The organism is Belnapia mucosa (assembly GCF_016775475.1).
Classification (GTDB): Bacteria; Pseudomonadota; Alphaproteobacteria; order Acetobacterales; family Acetobacteraceae; genus Belnapia; species Belnapia mucosa.
The window spans coordinates 1-15,704 of the sequence record NZ_JAEUXJ010000042.1 but is presented as its reverse complement, the minus strand read 5'-3'; the positions used below and the strand labels follow the sequence as shown (position 1 = coordinate 15,704).

10 protein-coding genes and 2 pseudogenes are annotated in these 15,704 nt (G+C 65.4%); 6 read left to right on the top strand and 6 right to left on the bottom strand.

Going from position 1 to position 15,704, the window contains the following annotated elements:
- Nucleotides 1-175: pseudogene (locus JMJ55_RS29615) on the top strand (transposase); the annotation flags it as partial.
- A 6-nt stretch (nucleotides 176-181) separates the two neighbouring features.
- Here the strand turns inward: JMJ55_RS29615 and JMJ55_RS29610 are convergent.
- From JMJ55_RS29610 to JMJ55_RS29585, 6 genes and pseudogenes are all read right to left on the bottom strand, one after another.
- Nucleotides 182-1,081 carry a MurR/RpiR family transcriptional regulator gene (locus JMJ55_RS29610; RefSeq protein ID WP_202829206.1) on the bottom strand — a complete coding sequence of 300 codons (900 nt, stop codon included), beginning with the start codon at nucleotides 1,079-1,081 and terminating at the stop codon, nucleotides 182-184.
- Nucleotides 1,082-1,571: 490 nt separating this feature from the next.
- Complete coding sequence (locus JMJ55_RS29605) at nucleotides 1,572-3,512, bottom strand: cytochrome c/FTR1 family iron permease (RefSeq protein WP_202829205.1); 1,941 nt, start codon at nucleotides 3,510-3,512, stop codon at nucleotides 1,572-1,574.
- Nucleotides 3,513-3,806: 294 nt separating this feature from the next.
- The gene (locus JMJ55_RS29600; RefSeq protein ID WP_202829204.1) at nucleotides 3,807-4,121 is read right to left on the bottom strand and encodes a hypothetical protein; all 315 of its coding nucleotides are present in this window, start codon (nucleotides 4,119-4,121) and stop codon (nucleotides 3,807-3,809) included.
- Nucleotides 4,122-4,565: 444 nt separating this feature from the next.
- Nucleotides 4,566-4,796 carry a hypothetical protein gene (locus JMJ55_RS29595; RefSeq protein WP_202829203.1) on the bottom strand — a complete coding sequence of 77 codons (231 nt, stop codon included), beginning with the start codon at nucleotides 4,794-4,796 and terminating at the stop codon, nucleotides 4,566-4,568.
- Nucleotides 4,797-5,409: 613 nt separating this feature from the next.
- Entirely contained in the window at nucleotides 5,410-6,867 is a 1,458-nt protein-coding gene (locus JMJ55_RS31835) for a calcium-binding protein (RefSeq protein WP_202829202.1), read from the bottom strand.
- A 227-nt stretch (nucleotides 6,868-7,094) separates the two neighbouring features.
- Nucleotides 7,095-7,810, bottom strand: a pseudogene (locus tag JMJ55_RS29585) (IS6 family transposase).
- A 1,547-nt stretch (nucleotides 7,811-9,357) separates the two neighbouring features.
- On the opposite strand from JMJ55_RS29585, the gene JMJ55_RS31360 reads away from it, so the two are divergent.
- The 5 genes from JMJ55_RS31360 (at nucleotide 9,358) to JMJ55_RS29560 (ending at nucleotide 15,482) form a co-directional block, all read left to right on the top strand.
- Nucleotides 9,358-9,648, top strand: a complete 291-nt coding sequence (locus JMJ55_RS31360; RefSeq protein WP_236034234.1) for a site-specific integrase — start codon at nucleotides 9,358-9,360, stop codon at nucleotides 9,646-9,648.
- Nucleotides 9,649-9,742: 94 nt separating this feature from the next.
- Nucleotides 9,743-10,405: a hypothetical protein gene (locus JMJ55_RS29575; RefSeq protein WP_202829201.1), complete on the top strand. Its 663-nt coding sequence runs from the start codon at nucleotides 9,743-9,745 to the stop codon at nucleotides 10,403-10,405.
- On the top strand, nucleotides 10,395-11,249 hold the full coding sequence (locus JMJ55_RS29570) for a segregation and condensation protein A (RefSeq protein WP_202829200.1): 855 nt from the start codon (nucleotides 10,395-10,397) through the stop codon (nucleotides 11,247-11,249). Before JMJ55_RS29575 ends, JMJ55_RS29570 begins: the two co-directional genes overlap by 11 nt.
- 1,629 nt (nucleotides 11,250-12,878) lie before the next feature.
- Complete coding sequence (locus tag JMJ55_RS29565) at nucleotides 12,879-14,138, top strand: lytic transglycosylase domain-containing protein (RefSeq protein ID WP_328702801.1); 1,260 nt, start codon at nucleotides 12,879-12,881, stop codon at nucleotides 14,136-14,138.
- Between the two features lie 87 nt (nucleotides 14,139-14,225).
- Complete coding sequence (locus JMJ55_RS29560) at nucleotides 14,226-15,482, top strand: patatin-like phospholipase family protein (protein ID WP_202829198.1); 1,257 nt, start codon at nucleotides 14,226-14,228, stop codon at nucleotides 15,480-15,482.
- Nucleotides 15,483-15,704: the final 222 nt, after the last annotated feature.

Sequence of the window (15,704 nt, the reverse complement as noted above, 5' to 3'; positions counted from 1 at the left end):
GCTTCGTGCTGTTGCCGCGGCGCTGGGTGGTCGAACGGACCTTCGCCTGGGCCACCCGCTTTCGCCGACTGGTGAAGAACTAAGAAGGCTACGCCAGCACTCGCGCCGATCTTCACCTCGTCGCCTTCGCCTGCCTATGCTCAAGCAGGCCGCACAACTGACCAGAGTTCGATAACGGTCTCTAGGAACGGGCGCCTGTCACAGATCGACGCAGCAAGGTCAGGCGCTCGAGTGTTTGCAATGTCAGTGCGGAATCACAGGCAGCGAGGCCAAGAACCAAAGATTCGATGGCAGCAAGAGTTACGGCATGGAGTGCAACCTCACCTGTGCGCCCACGCCGCACTGGTAGTACAACCTCAACACGATCAGATGCCGGACCATCGGCAGTGTCCGTTACCAACACCGTTCGCAGTCTCAACCGCTGAGCCTCGGTAATGACGGCTGCTGCCTCGTTATAGAGGTTGCCGTAAGCAAGGATGACGACTGCATCGCCATCTTGGAGATCCAGCATTTGATCTGCCAAAGCCCCCCCAGTGGCATCGAGCACAATCGACCGGCGCCCGTTTCGCCTCAACATAATGGATGCGTAATGCACAAGGGGCGCTGACGGACCGATGGCAAAAAATACGATACGGGTTGCTGGAAGCAGGTGGTGCACCGCCTGTGCGATTGCCGCTTGTCCTTTTTTTGCAAGTGTTTCCAAGGCTTCTAAGTGCGTATCAAGTACACCCGAGACTGCGCAGCTCACACTTTGGCCCGTTCCGGCCAGCGTTCGACGCATATTGGCAGCAGGATTGGATTGGTGGGCGACCGTAGCAGCCAGAGCTCTGCGCATCTCGGCCAAGCTCTCAAACCCAAGCGCCTGGGCGGTACGGATTACAGTCGCGTCCGACGTGCCCGTGCATCGCGCAAGTTCTGCGGCGGAGCTTATCAAAACTTCAGTTCGGTTTTCATCAATATAGGCAGCGACTTTGGCCTCAGTTGGAGAAAGCCGGCTCGTAGCCCGACGCTGCGAAAATATATCCCCTGCAACCTCGCCTTGAGCGATCGAGGCACCGACTGATCCGCGAGCATCTTGCATCTGTATTCAGCCTCTATGCATCCGATTGTGCACGCTCTATTGCCTTCTCTATTACGCGATACGCGAAACGATGTATCGTTCTCGGCTCGAAAGTGCAGGCCATCAACCTCTCCGCCGCAGGCACGAATCTATACCATTAGCATTTTTGTATAGATACCGGTGGAACGCTCAACTGTAACATTTTATAGGACATTTGGAGTCCGGATCAATTTGTGAGATCACGAAAATCTGAAACAATCTTAATGAGCTCATGAGGTGCCAGACGGTGGACCGAGATAAAGCCAGCATGTTCAGCCTGCTAAAACTCAGTATTGCCAACACCGCGGCCGCCTATAGCAAAGAGGGCGTATCCCGACTGGTGGTGTAGGAGAGCCAGAGCACAAGGTGCGTAGCGAGGCCCCGGCTTCACCAAGCGGAGCATCGTAAGCGGTGCTGTGCGGCTTTTCGGAAGCGCTGACTGCAGTGGTGGTCGACGGATGGCACCGGCTGGCTACGGAGCAGACTTGCGCCGCCGATTATACCAGAAGCCGACGGCGATCACTGCGAGGGTTAGCAGCTGAGTCGCAATGCCCTCGGCGGTCGGATACAAGCCAAGAGCAGCCAGCCGGGGAAGCCCAGTCAAGGGCTGCCCTTCGAGCAGGCCCGCCTCCTGCAATGCCGCGACGCCTTTGCCGGCCAGCACGATGGACAGCGCCACCACCAGCAGCGAGCTCACTGTAAAGAAGCGGCCGATGGGCAGCTGACGGCTGTAGCGCAGGCCTGCCCAGCCGAAGATACCGAGCAGGACAACGGCACAGGCGACGCCGCCCAACAAGGCGGCAGCGCTCTCCGCCCGCCACATCGCGCTGTAAAACAGGATCGTCTCGAAAATCTCGCGGTAGACGACCACGAACGCCAGCGAGAACAGGACCCATCCCGAACGATGGGACAGGGTCTGGGATAGCCGCTCACGAATATAGAGTTGCCACTGATCCGCCTGGCTCTTGCCGTGCATCCAGATTCCACCAAAGACCAGCACCACTGCCGCAAAGAGCGAGCCGAAACCCTCCATCAGCTCGCGGCTCGCGCCGCTGATGGCAATGAGATAAGTGGCGACGACCCAGGTCGCGCTGCCGGCGACCAACGCGGCAACCCACCCGGCATGCACATAGGGAAGCACTTTCTCCCGGCCAGCTTTTTGCAAGAAGGCGATCATCGCCACCACAATCAGCAGTGCTTCCAGCCCCTCTCGCAGGAGGATAGTGGCCGCGCCGACAAAGATTGCGGCATCACTGTCGGTGTCCGCGGCCAAGGTGTGCTCCATCTCGTCGAAGAGCGTGCGGACCGCCGCCGCTTGGCGCTCTACCCCCTCGGTCGGCTGGCCGCGAGTGATGGCAGACCGCAACTCGTTCATCGCCGCTTCGACCCGGCCAAGCAGCGCAGAATTCTTCGCAGCGATCCGCGGCTCGAACGGCTCGAACCCGTCCAGATACGCGGCGAGTGCCAGATCGGTAGCACGGCGCCGATCGCCGGTACGATAGGCCACAACGGCCTCGCTGAGGCGGGTCCGGGCAAGATGAAGGGACGCCCCTTGAGCCAAGCTGAGCGCCTCGGGATGCCGGCGCAGATAGGCTGTCAAAGCCGCCGCGCGCTCATCGCCCAGCGCAGCGGCGAGCTGAGCCGGGGTCATGCCGGCCAGCGCCTCTGGCGTGGGCAGCACGTTCCGCAGGCCTGGATCAGACCGCCACTGGCGTTCGCCATCCGATGCCAGGGATGCCGGATAGGCAAGCGTTCCGCCGTAGAAGGCTAAAGCCCAACGGTCCTCCGGCGGTAGCGAGGCGAAGCTCGGCATCGCGGTGCCATCCAGGCCTTGGGTAATGACCTGATACAGCGCAAACAGGCTGCGTTCCTCAGCCCGGGCTCTGTTCATGAAGGCAATCGGGGGAGGATCCAGCCTGGCTGCCGCCGGTCCATCGCCGCCACCGCTCACGCCGTGGCAGCTGGCACATTGCTCGGCATAGAGAGCCGCACCTCGCGCCAAGTCAGGAGTGGTTGCCGGGGCAAGGGGTACTGGATAGGCGTCGAGCAAGTGAGCGGCCAAGCCACGTGCCAAGCTGGCGACGCGGTCAGGTTGAGCCCGGGCAGCAATGGCAGCCTCCAGTGCGGTGACGTCGGTCGCCAGCTGAGGCTGCTGTGGATGGAAAGGCAGTTGCCCCAGGCGAGTCCGGACTGATCCGGCAAACTCCACCATCTCGTCATACTCGGACTGGCTGACGATGCGCCCGCCCTCGACCGCGCCAGACCCGCCCTCGACCGCGCCAGAGTAGTCGACGGCGATATAGTCGAGCAGGCGCCAGACCGTCTGGACCGCGGCATGGTCATCGGCTCGCCCCGGATGGGGCAGTAACAAGCCGATCAAGAGAACGGCGATGATGATGAAGCGGTTAAGCATGAATTCAACCGTGGCTTGCGATTGCGAAGCTATCGCGGCGACGCAGGCATGCCCAGGCGGGCAATCAGGGGTTTCCCAAATTAGTCCTTGGGTGCTGTATCGCGGCCAATGGGGCGCGACGCTGCCGCTGGCGAAGTGCTGCGAGCGTGGGCGACGCTGGCGAAGAGCTGACCGCAAAGGAAAGGCCGCCCGGAGGAGCGGCCTTTAGGTGGAGAGATTACATCAAATGCACCCCTCTCCAACGCGACTTGGCAAGGCGGGTTCGCGAGCGTCACGCATCAGCGGCGCCGCTGGTTAGCCCGACCAGTTGTCTCTTGCTGATTCCGACACCTGCACTCCTAGCCGAGCCGCCACGGCCTCGAGCAGCACCACCTCTCCCTCTCGCCACAGCCTCCGGTTCAGCAAGGAGGCTGCCTCGGCCGGTGGCATCCCAAGGGCGGCGCCGATCCCAGCGGGGATCGTGATGCCCCGATTATCCAGCTCGCGGCCAATCGCCATCCGCAACCGGATGGTCTTCAGCCGATCGGCGGTGCGGCGCCGGCGCTCCTCGGGCGTGATCTTCGGCGGTGGGTTCATGCTGTAGATGTTGAGTGCAGCCGTGCTCAGCACCAGCCCACCATGTGCAATGGGTGAGGGCTGAGGCCAGCGCTTCCCACATGCGATAAGACCCGCTTGCCACAGGTGACGCTGTCGGCCGAGCTACGCCAGCAAGGAGGAGGGGATCATCTCCTAAAGATGCTCACAAGGGGTTTGTGCAGCACTTCAGAAGACTGCGGCTAGGATCGACTAGACCAATGCCGCAGAGAACCGCATGGGTGCTCCAGAAGATCCGGTCGCTCGAGCCGAGCGCCATGTTCGCGAAGCTGAGGAGCGTCTCGCACGCTACATTGTTCTCATTGAGAATGTGAAACAAAGAAGCGACGAGCGGGACGTGGCTCATGCAAGAGCAACGATGACTACGCTCGAGGACACCCTCGAGCTGATGCGGAAGCACCTTCATCTAGAACGGCAACTCCGCTCAAAGCTCTAAACTGCCTCCTGCCCAAGCTGGCATCATTGTTCAGAGTTCATACAGCCGCGTGCCTCACGCTCAATGCGGAGGTGCTCTCGCATCAGGTCGAGGGTGGTTTCTAGCGTCACCAGCAACGTCCTGGCCGCAGCCGCTGCCTCCGGACGGTTGTCCCCGTTCATCTGTTCGACGATGGCGATCTGGCGGGCGACACGCCCTTCGCCCTCTCGGACGTGGCGTTCGGCCATGGCCAGGGCATCTTCAGGCGGGTCCATGATCTCATCCGTCGGCTCGCGCCCTGCTATGGGGTGCCTGCTCCCACGATGAAACCCCATTAGCGCCGACTACACCACTAGGGCTTGAAGGCGTCCATGAGCGGCACCCTAGCCAAGACCTGGCCACTTACGTTGGTGATCTCGTATTACCGGCTGTCCCGTATCTGCCCACCTGAATCTGCTCTCCCAGCATTTTGCGCGCGGCCGCCAGAGCCTCAGCACGCGCAGTCCCAAGTCGGGAAACTCGGTTCCCTCTGGATCCCTGGTGAGGGTGTCGCCGTCTCTGAGGCCGTCCTGACTAGCACAGACTGGCTAGCGTGACCGTTCGCCTTCGCACGCTTCCACAAGGAAGGCAGTCACATGCGATAATCCCCCCGTGGCGCAAGTTAGCTTGCATGTCCGTCTCTGCCTCGCAGGTTGGTTGTGCCGCTGCTGGGCCATCAGCACCCGGTACTGAGCCAGACATCGCACGGCTCAGCGCCCGGCGAAGCCTCGATCCATACTGCAAAGCCTCGTATCACGCATTGGACTGATGCCATGAGGTCGGGGCCTCTATTGCTCAGCGATGCAGTGGCAGATTGGAGAGACGAATCCCCCCAACCTTTCGTCTTCCTCAGGCGATCACGAAATCCGCCGCCGACACCCCGGCAGGCTTCGTCGCCAGCACCGCGAAGTTGACGAGATCGTCGCGCGAGGCGCCATCCGCATCGAAGAAGAGGTTGCCGGTCTCCGCGTCGTAGAGGATCCGGTGCTCGGCCGCCTCGGCATCCGACAGCAACGCGAAGGCATCCTCGGCCAGCGCACCGGAGGGGAGGCCCTGGAAGATCCGGCCATCGAGCTGGATGGTGTCGTCGGCCACGCTGAAGTCGACGACGGTGTCCGGGCCGGCCTCGCCGGCACTGAAGACGAAGGTGTCGGCACCGCCGCCGCCAAGCAGCGAGTCCTGGCCTGCGCCACCGCTGAGGGTATCGTTGCCGGCGCCACCGACCAGGAAGTCGCGGCCGCTGCCGCCGGTCACCACATCGTCGCCCATGCCGGCATTGACGTAGTAGGCCTCGCGGTCGCCGCTGTGGTCGACGACGTCCATCGCCATGGTGCCGAGCTGGACCACCTCGAACTGGTCGCCGCGCTGGGTACCCGCGACCAGGTCGCGGACATCGAAGGTGGAGCCGCCTGTTGCCCTGAAGCTGATGCCCTCGTCGTCGAAGCGGCTCACCGGACCGGTGAGGCCATCGGCGCCGTCTTCCATCTGGAACCGGACCGCGAGGCCGCCATCCTGGTTCAGCATGGTGTTGCTGTCGTTGGCATTGCCGTTGCCGACTTCGGCGCTGGTGAAGGTCAGGCGGATCTGCGCGCCCTGCCCATGCTTCACCATCACCACGTCATCGCCAGCCCCAAGGTCGATGATATCGGCGCCGTCGCGCGACGGCCTGAAGACGGCGGTGTCGTTGCCGGCGCCGCCGAGCAGCGAATCATCGCCGCGGCCGCCCCGCAGCCAGTCATCTCCGGCGCCACCGACCAGGAAATCATTGTCCTTACCGCCCATGAGCGTGTCATTGCCCATGCCGGCATTGATGTAATAGGCCTGATTACTGCCATGCACGCTGTAGCGGTCGTCCTCGACGGTGCCTAGGGTGACGGCGTCGAACTGATCGCCGCGCTGGATGCCGGCGACGAGGTCGCGGACGTCGAAGGTCAGATCTGAGCTGGCCGCGCGGAAGGTGATCCCCTCGTCGTCGAAGCGGCTGACCGGACCGGTGAGGCCATCGGCGCCGTCCTCGGCCTGGAGCCGGACGGCGAGGCCGCCATCCTGGTTGGCCAGGGTGTTGGAATCGAGGGGGTTGCCGTTGCCGACTTCGGCGCTGGTGAAGGTCAGCCGGACCTGCCCGGCCGCATCCTTGACGAGGACGGTGTCCTCGCCCCTGCCTAGATCCTTGGCGACCGCCTCGCCTCTGGCGACATCCACAATGACTAGATCGGCATCGCGCTGATGACCGACAAAAGGCAGCGAAGCCTTGCCGTTATGCAACCAGTTGGTGATCGGCGCCAAATCAAAATGCTTCCAGGCCATGATGTGCATCTCCCATAGGATGAACCTCTCGGCTCATCATGCGAATTACGGAGAAGCAATCTAATTGGATGCGCGATTCATCGAGAAATCGCCGGAAACCCATCTTTTTTCAGTTGTTTATTGTAACTATTGACCGGGCTCGCCGATCCATGTTTCCGCCGGCACCGTCAACTTGCCGGCGCTGCGGCCACCGCGCTGACATGCCAAAGGCTAGGGCACAGCAGAGTTCAGGCGGCAGCGGCAATGCTGCTGATATCCGCCCGCACCTTGAACGCCCGTGCCCTTGCGGCGCGAAACTCGCTGGCGGAGACGTGGGCGCGGCGGAGATGGAAGAGGTCGGCGATCTGATCGTGGGCGGACAGGAAGCGCTGAACCTGCCGCGCTGACTTGAAGCGCGCGATCTGCCTCTCTCGTCGTCGCGTCGGCTGGTGTGAATTCTCGGCCCGGTTGTTCAGGCCTTGTGCTGGCGGTGCTCGACACCGGGCATCACCTCCCGCTTGGCCGCCCCGTAGCTCGGAAGCTTGTCGGTGACCATGACACGGGGCGCCCGGCACTGCCGCTTCAGCAGCTTGCGCAGCAGGCGCTTCGCCGCCCGCTTGTCGCGCCGGCTCTGGACCAGGACGTCGAGCACCATCCCAGTCTGATCCACGGCACGCCAAAGCCAGTGCTGCACCCCGGCGATCTTGATAGCGACCTCATCGAGGTGCCACTTGTCTCCGGCGCAGGGCAGTCTCCGCCGGATCCGGCTGGCGAACTCCTGGCCGAACTTGAGCGTTCACTGCAGGATGGTTTCATGGCTCACAGCGATGCCGCGTGCCGCCAGCATCTCCTCGACCATGCGTAGGCTGAGCGGGAAGCGAAAGTACAGCCACACCGCCTGGCTGATCACCTGGGCCGGTAAGCGATAGCCGGCATAGGGCGACTTGGCGGCAGGCGAGAACATTCCGGATGCATACCGGGCCGGCCCCAGCCTGCCAAGCCCCGCCCAACCTGACGGTGCCGGCCGATGCAATCCGGGAGCGCTTCCGTCGATCTCAAGCTGTCGCAGCCCAAGGGGCTCGTGCCCGGGCCGCAGGTGGTCCCCCGAACGAAGAAGAGGCGGTGCGCCTCGTGACCGAGTTCCATGCTCAGGGTGGTCGGGTCACTGTCTGTCCGCCGGCCGACGACAATCCGCCCGACATCCTTACCAAACGTTAGAATTCGGCTACGAGGCCCACGCCATGCATGAGTTCGGCTAGCCGCAATCACCAAGTGAAGCCGCAACAGAACCGCGGTGGTAGTATTATCTAACTCTGTGGCATCCCCCCAGGTGCCATGCAGTCTGGGTAGCTGCATGGCTTACCCCCCCTTTGCCATGCAGCTTAAAGGGCTGCCCGGAGCTCCCCAGCCCATGGGCGGCCCGCCTCTTTGGCGCAAGAAGGTGCAGCGGGCAGAGCCCGCGCGCAGATCGGAAATCGAGGGGCAGCGCGCCTGCGCTCGGCCCCCCTCCCTGCCCGCTGCTGGAAGAGCATGTGCCCGCGGCTTGGGCGATACCACCAAGCCCCGGTTGTCTGTGAAGCGGCATACACGCAGGGCACCTGGCTCGATCCCATACAGCAGCCTGTGGGCTGCAGTGTCATCGCGGTCCGAACCGCGGCCGGCGCCGAACCTGCCGAGATGGTGGAGCGGCCCGAGGCGGCGCGGGCGACAACCCGCAGCGGCGCTGGTTAGCTCGGCCAGTCGTCTCTTGCGGGCTCCGGCACCCGCACCCCGAGCCGGACCGCCGCCGCCTCGAGCAGCGCTACATCGCCTTACCGCAAGTGAGCAGAGGCTTGCCGCAATCACGGCGAACAGCCAGAATTCAGGCTTGACCGGGGCGGACAGGGGCATGGACGAGGGGGTAAGCGAGGCGGCGGCCGAGGCCGGGCCGCCGGCGGTGGTGCCGGCTGAGGAGCGCCGGGGCCTCGCCCCAGCTGGTGCCGCGGCCCTGGCCTCGGCTCAGGTCTATGCCCGGCAGGCGCTGGCGCCGGAGACGCTCCGCGCCTACGCCGCCGATTGGGCGCATTTCTGCGGCTGGTGCAGCGAGACGAGCTGCGCCCCGCTGCCGGCCGAACCGGCGGCGGTGGCGGCCTATCTTGCTTCCCTCGCCGGCCTGTATTCGCGCTCCCTGCTGGAGCGCCGGCTGGCCGCCATTGGCCAGCAGCACCGCCTGCGCGGGCTCGACTGGTCTGCCGGCCACCCCGCCATCCGCACCACGCTGCGCGGTATCTTCCGGGCCCATGGGAGCCGCCGCCGCCAGGCCGCGGCCCTGACCTCGACCGAGCTCCGGAAGCTGGTCGCCACCTGCGGCGGTGACCTGGCCGGCCTGCGCAACCGCGCCCTGCTACTGCTGGGCTTTGCCGGGGCGCTGCGCCGCTCCGAGCTGGTCGGCATCGACCGCGAGCACCTGCGCTTCACCGCCGAGGGCCTCCGCCTGACCTTGCCCCACTCCAAGACCGACCAGGAGGGGGGGTGGAGCTCGGCATCACCCGCGGCAAGCGGAGGGAGACCTGCCCGGTGCGGACGCTCGAGGCCTGGCTCGCTGCCTCTACCTGCGACTACGGGCCGGTGTTCCGCAAGGTGGACCGCTGGGGCAACATCGAGCATGCCCGACTCAGCGGCGAGGCCGTCCGCACCATCCTCAAGGGCCGGGCCAAGGCGGCGGGGATCACGGTGCATAGCAGCGAGCGGCTGTCGCCGCACGGGCTGCGGGCGGGCTTCGTGACCGAGGCCTATATGGCCGCGCCCGGGATGAGCAGGTGATGGACCATACCCGCCACCGCGACCTCAAGACCATGCGCGGCTATGTCCGCCGGGCCAAGCTGGTCACCGAGAGCGCCAGCAAGCTGCTCGACCTGTGACAGGGGTCCGGGCGGCGAGGAGGCTGCCGAAGTCGGCCGGCGGGGCAGGGGAGGGGGCTGCAGCCTCGCCGGTCGAGGTGCTGGCGCTGGCGCAGACCGACTGGCTCTACCATCACCTCCGGGTCGCCGGGGACCCGGCCGAGGTCGCGGCCTTTCGCCAAGCCGCGGCCGGGGCTGGAATCATCCCCTGGCAGCACAGCCTCGGGCGGGCCGAGGAGGACTGGTTCCACCTGCTGGTCGCGCCCCCGCCGCCGCTGCAGCGCAGCCTCAGCCTCGAGGGCGCCCGCATCCTCGCCGGCCAGCTGCGGGTGGCGGCCGAGGAGCGGCTGCGGCTGGTGGCGGAGTGCTCGGGCGAGAGCCGGGCCTGCCCGCTCGACCTGCACCGGCTGCTGCCGGTGCCGGAGGCGGTGCTCCGGCTCGGGCCGGAGCATCCCGAGGCGCGGGCTTGGCTGTGGTCCCACTGGGGCACGACCGAGGCGCTGCGGCATGTGGTCGAGCTGCCGGTCCCGAAGCGCGGCCAGCCGCCCAGGCGCGACCCCGGCCTGCTCTGGCTGGGCTTCTGGTCGGCCGATTGGACACCCTGGGCGGCGATCCGGCAGTTGCGCGAGCGCTGGCCAGGGCTGCGGCTCGCGGTGCAGCCGCGCTACGATGACCCCTAAGGCCGACAGCGACGAGGCCTTCCTGGATGCCGCCACGGCCGCGGTCGGCAACAGCGGGGCGCCGGCGCTGCGGCTGGGGGCCTATGAGGGCCCGCTTGACCTGCTGCTGGAGCTGGCCCGGGCGCAGCGGGTCGACCTAGCGCAGATCTCGGTCGCCACCCTGGCCGAGCAGTTCGAAGCGGTGGTCACGGCGGCGATCGACCAGCGGCGGGTGCCGCTGCCGCGGCTGGCGGACTGGCTGATCATGGCGGCCTGGCTGACGCTACTGCGCTCGCGCCTGCTGCTGCCGGCCGCGGCGGCGGAGAGCGCCCAGGCCGAGCGCGAGGCGCAGGGGCTGCGCCGCAAGCTGGCCGATCGGGAATGGGCGTCGCGGCTCGCGGACTGGCTGGAGCGGCGGCCGCAGCTGGGGCGGCAGGTCTTTGCCCAAGGAGGGGCAGAGCCGGACAGTAACATCACAGCCGCCGCCCCACCTATCGCGGACACGGCGGAGCTGCTGCGGGCCTGCCTGCGGCTGCTGGTGCTGCCGCACCGGGACCGGGTGTACCGGCCGCGGCCGCCGCAGTTGTGGCGGGTGCCGGATGCGCTGGAGCGGATGCGCCAGCTACTGCCGATAACAGGCGAGGGGGCAGACCTCACTAGCGTCCTGCCGCCGCCGTCCGAGGCGCGGGCCCAGTCGCCGCTGCAGCGGCGAGCGGCGCTGGCGACGACGCTGATGGCCGGGCTCGAGCTAGGACGCGAAGGTGCATTGACCTTGCAACAGGCTGAACCCTTCGGCGCCGTCATGGTCGACTCAGCAGTCGTGATCGGAGACGAACAGACCAACTCCGAGGGTGCCAACGCATGATCGTAGCTCAGACCACTCGAGGCACGCGGGCCGTCTGCCACAGCGACCGGGGTCTGATCGCTCCAAACTGAAAGCGAACATCCAGTGAATCCCGTGGATCAGCGAACCAACACAGACGGCTCTCGAAAACATCCCCTAGGTTATCCGCAACCTTATCCCCAGACTTGGGGACAAGACTGGGCTAGATGCTAACCAAACCGCACCGAGAGCGTCGGCGCCGACGCTCTCGGTGGCAGACGGCTGAATGGGCATCTCAACGCGTCGGCCGTGGCAACGCATGCTGCACCTGGTCGAAGCAATCCAACGGCCGGAACAAACAGGCGGGATCCAGGAGAGATGGTTGATACTCCCGAGGCGAGAAGCTGTTTTATGCTGACCATTCAGGGCGCCAGGCCTTGGGCTGGCGTCGTTGAAGGGATTGAGGGGGCCCGGGACGCCCTGAGGCAAAATCTCTGTCGTGATCATGAACCTCTTCGGTCCGGCGAGGTCGCGGCAGCCATTGCATCGCTCGGCGACCGAGAGGCATGGGCGGTCCATGGTGCAGGTGACGGCCGCCCTTTTTGGCACTGGTGGCTCGGCTACGACGGTGGTTCGGCGACACTGCAACGCCTGACAGAGCCGCTGCCGCCAAACTCCACCATGTTTCGACTGCGTTCCACACTCGGTGAGGTCGCTGGCATCCTAGCCGATGTCTCTGGCGATCTCCGCAGGCTCGTCGATTGCGAGCGGAGACAGTACGTCTTTACGCGACGGCAGTGAGCCGCCCCGGATTGGCCAAGGGCTTCAACCTCAAGAGCTTACCTATCTGCATTTTGGCACCGAGTTGAAGGCGAGTACGCGTAGACGGCACTGTAATCCTCGATGCATTCAGTCATGCAGTCTAACTCGACCAGCTTCAGTCAAGTTGGCATTGCCCGGGCTACCGCTCCTCGGACCCGCTCTCCTCGGTTGGAGCCTGAGCTGCGGTGGATTCCGCCTTCGCCTCGAGTTTCTTTCGGGCCTTCTCTCCCGCCTTGTCCTCCTTAGCTTTGTCCCGCTGGGCGCGCTCAAAGTTGTAGTTCGGCTTCCGCAATTCGGCTCTCCTGTCTATCCATGCTGGCCGCGACCAACATGGCGGCTTTCGAGCCGTGATGGAACCCGAGACGTCCGTCTTCCAGTCGGCAGGATGACAGGGTCGCGCGAAGGCAGCTTGCTCGTCGGTGTGACGGGACATCCTCTTCGGCAGGCTCCCTCTCATGTCAACAAGCCTGCTCGAAAACTCTCGGGGTGGGTGGGCTGGTTTCGCGGTTTAGGAGCAGATGGCTCGGTACAGATACGCCAACCGACCACGACCTCTAAACAGGTCTCGTCGGCGTGCGAGTGTTGCCAATGGGTACACCCCCCGCTGCCGTGCCATCGTCGACGCAGTTCGTCGGTCAGCACTGGTGCGAGCTTCGCGTCCCGGTCGCGGACAGCTTCATGGCTAAATGCAAGACTACGCTGGAGCCGCACGCTGTGGAGTGGTGCCGTCCTTCCTTTAGGAAATTGTCTGAATCATGTGGACCGGATACCCGCCCTTATTGGTAATTACGCGAGACGATTGGGCAGTAATTTCCGGCTGCGGGGACATGTGGCAGGGGGAGCAAGGCGGTGCGAGCGTTCGGTCCGGTCTTGGCCCTACTCCTCATTTCGGCCTGTTCAGGCCGACCCGGCGGCCAGTACGGGACAAGCTGGGATGGTCGGCGTGGCTATGACGGCAACGGCGATTACGGCTATGACGTAACGGCCTCACGCGCCGCCGCGGCTAGCTACCGCGTCCATGCAGCCCGGTCCTATTCCGTGCCAGGCCCGTCCGAGGACCCATGGGGGCCGCACATCCGGGAGGCCGCGGCGCGCCACGGCATTCCGGAACGCTGGATACGCGAGGTGATGCGTCAGGAGTCCGGTGGACGGCTGCATACCGCCGACGGATCGCTCATCACCTCGCGGGCCGGGGCGATGGGGCTGATGCAGGTGATGCCCCGCACCTATGACACTCTGCGCCACAGGCATGGTCTGGGCGATGACCCTTACGAGCCACGCGACAACATCCTGGCCGGCGCGGCCTACATCCGCGAGATGTACGACCGTTTCGGTGCGCCGCACTTCTTAGCGGCCTACAACGCCGGGCCGGATCGCGTAGAGGCATACCTCGCCGGCGCGACGATCCTTCCCGATGAGACGGTGAACTACCTGGCGCGGGTGGCGCCCCGCCTGGGGACCGAGGTGGCGTTGGCTGCCGCGGTGCCCTCTGGCTGGCCGCGCGATGGTGGCCGAACCGGCCAGGGCTATGCGGTGTCCACCGAGGATCCGGTGGCGAACCGTGCCTTCGACGGCGGCGGGCTGGTAACTCTTCTAGCTCCGACAGGCGACCGCACGGGCCTCGGCATCGCCGCCGGCACCTACAGTGTGATGGATTCCGCCGACGCAGCATCCGCTCCGGCCGCGCCATACCGGAACAGCGGAGAACCGGCCGCCGTGGCAGCGGCTAGGGCAGAAACCGAGGCGGGACGCCTGTCTCGCGCTGACACCCGACCATTCATCTCCACCCTGCCGGCACCCCTACCTGGTGCCGGTGCCCGGGCCGAGGTCCCGCTGGCAGTGTTCGGCCCGGCAGCCGCGTCGGGCGACTGGGCCATCCAGGTGGGCGCCTTCCCCGACCCGATGACCTCGCACACTGCCGTCGCGGTCGCGCGTTCGCACGCGTCCGGCCTGCTGGGCCGCGCACAGCCAAGCATCACGGCCGTGTCCCGGAACGGCATCCTGTACCGGGCTCGGCTGGTTGGCCTTTCCGCCGATACAGCAATGGCGGCATGTGCCACTCTGTCTCGTGCCGGCATGGCGTGCTTCCCGGTGCCGCCGGGCACATGACCCGGACCGTAATACGGGGGGCGGAGTTCCCTGGGGCCCGTGGGGCGCGAATTCGAGTCGGCATAAAACCGTCCATGGGAGGGAGCAATGGCGGGCGATGGCAGGAAGTTCAAGATACTGTCGCTGGACGGAGGAGGGTCCTGGGCCCTGCTCCAGGTCATGGCCCTGCGGGAGATCTACTCCGGGGCGACGAATGGCCGTCGGGTGTTGGCCGATTTCGATCTGGTAGCCGCGAACTCCGGAGGGAGCATCGTGCTGGGCGGCCTCGTGGAGGACAAGACCCTCGCCGCATTGCTGGACGACTACTTCCTCAGCGCTGCACGGCGCACCCAGATTTTCAGCAAGGCGAGCTTCCTCAGGAATCCGCTGAACCGGTCTGTCCAGGCACTGCTCGGCATCGGTGCCAAATACGATGCCGAAGCCAAGCTGGAGGGGCTACGCGAGCTGCTGCCGCGGTGCGGCAGCCTGAGGGTCTCCGATCTCCCCGGCGAAATCGCCGCCAGCACCGGCCGCCGGAGCCCGCATTTTCTGATCGCCACCTTCGACTACGACCGGCGGCGGGCGGTGTTTTTCTGCTCCAACAAGGACAGCCTTGCGGCCAGCGGTGCTCCTGCCGTGCTCCCGAGCCTGGCGGAGGCGATCCACGCTTCCACCAATGCGCCAATCAACTACTTCGACGAGCCGGCAGTGGTAGCCGGGCGCCGGTTCTGGGACGGCGGGATCGCGGGTTACAACAACCCGGTTCTCGCGGCGATCACCGAGGCACTGGCCAACGGCCACGGCCCGGAGGAGATCGAGGTGCTGAGCATCGGGACCGGGACGGTCGTCCTGCCCGACGCCACGGGTGCGCCGGGGGAGGACCCGCGCTTGGTCCAGGCGAGGGAGGGGCCGAATCTCATCCGTGATCTGAAGAAGCTGGCGACCAGCATCCTGGACGACCCGCCGGATGCGGCGACCTTCATCGCGCATGTGGCGATGCAGCAGCCGCTCCCCGAGCCGGGTCGGTCAGGGCCGGTACCGAGCTCCCTCATCCGCCTGAATCCGCAGCTCCGCCCGGTGCGCGGCAACGACCAAGGGGCGTGGGAGCCCCCCGGCGGCTTCACCAGCGAGGCGTTCGAGGCGCTGACCAAGATCGACATGGATGCGGTTGCCGACCACGACGTGGCCTTGATCCGACATCTGGGCTTGGCCTGGATCGCAGGCGGCGTGCCTAATCAGCCGATCCGCGCCAATTCTCAGACCCTTGCCTGCGAGATCGGGTATCCGACCTTTGCCGCGGCCAAGACCGCATGGCAGGCGCTCATAGCTCCCGCAAGGACGGAGAAGGTGCCGCTGACCAGCTGACTGTCGTGGCGCGTGACATGACCGCCGCCCCAACGCTGCCGGACGTGCAGAGGGACGCTTATCAGTGCGGTGGTCATCGCGCCTTAGATCAAGCTACGCCTGGATAACGCTGTCCAGAGACGCTCATCACCAAGATGAGGACCGCGCTAGAGCAGCATCCGATCATTCGGGCTCATAGCCTGCGGCGGTGAAGTAGCTTCGGCATTCGTTTGGAGTGAACTG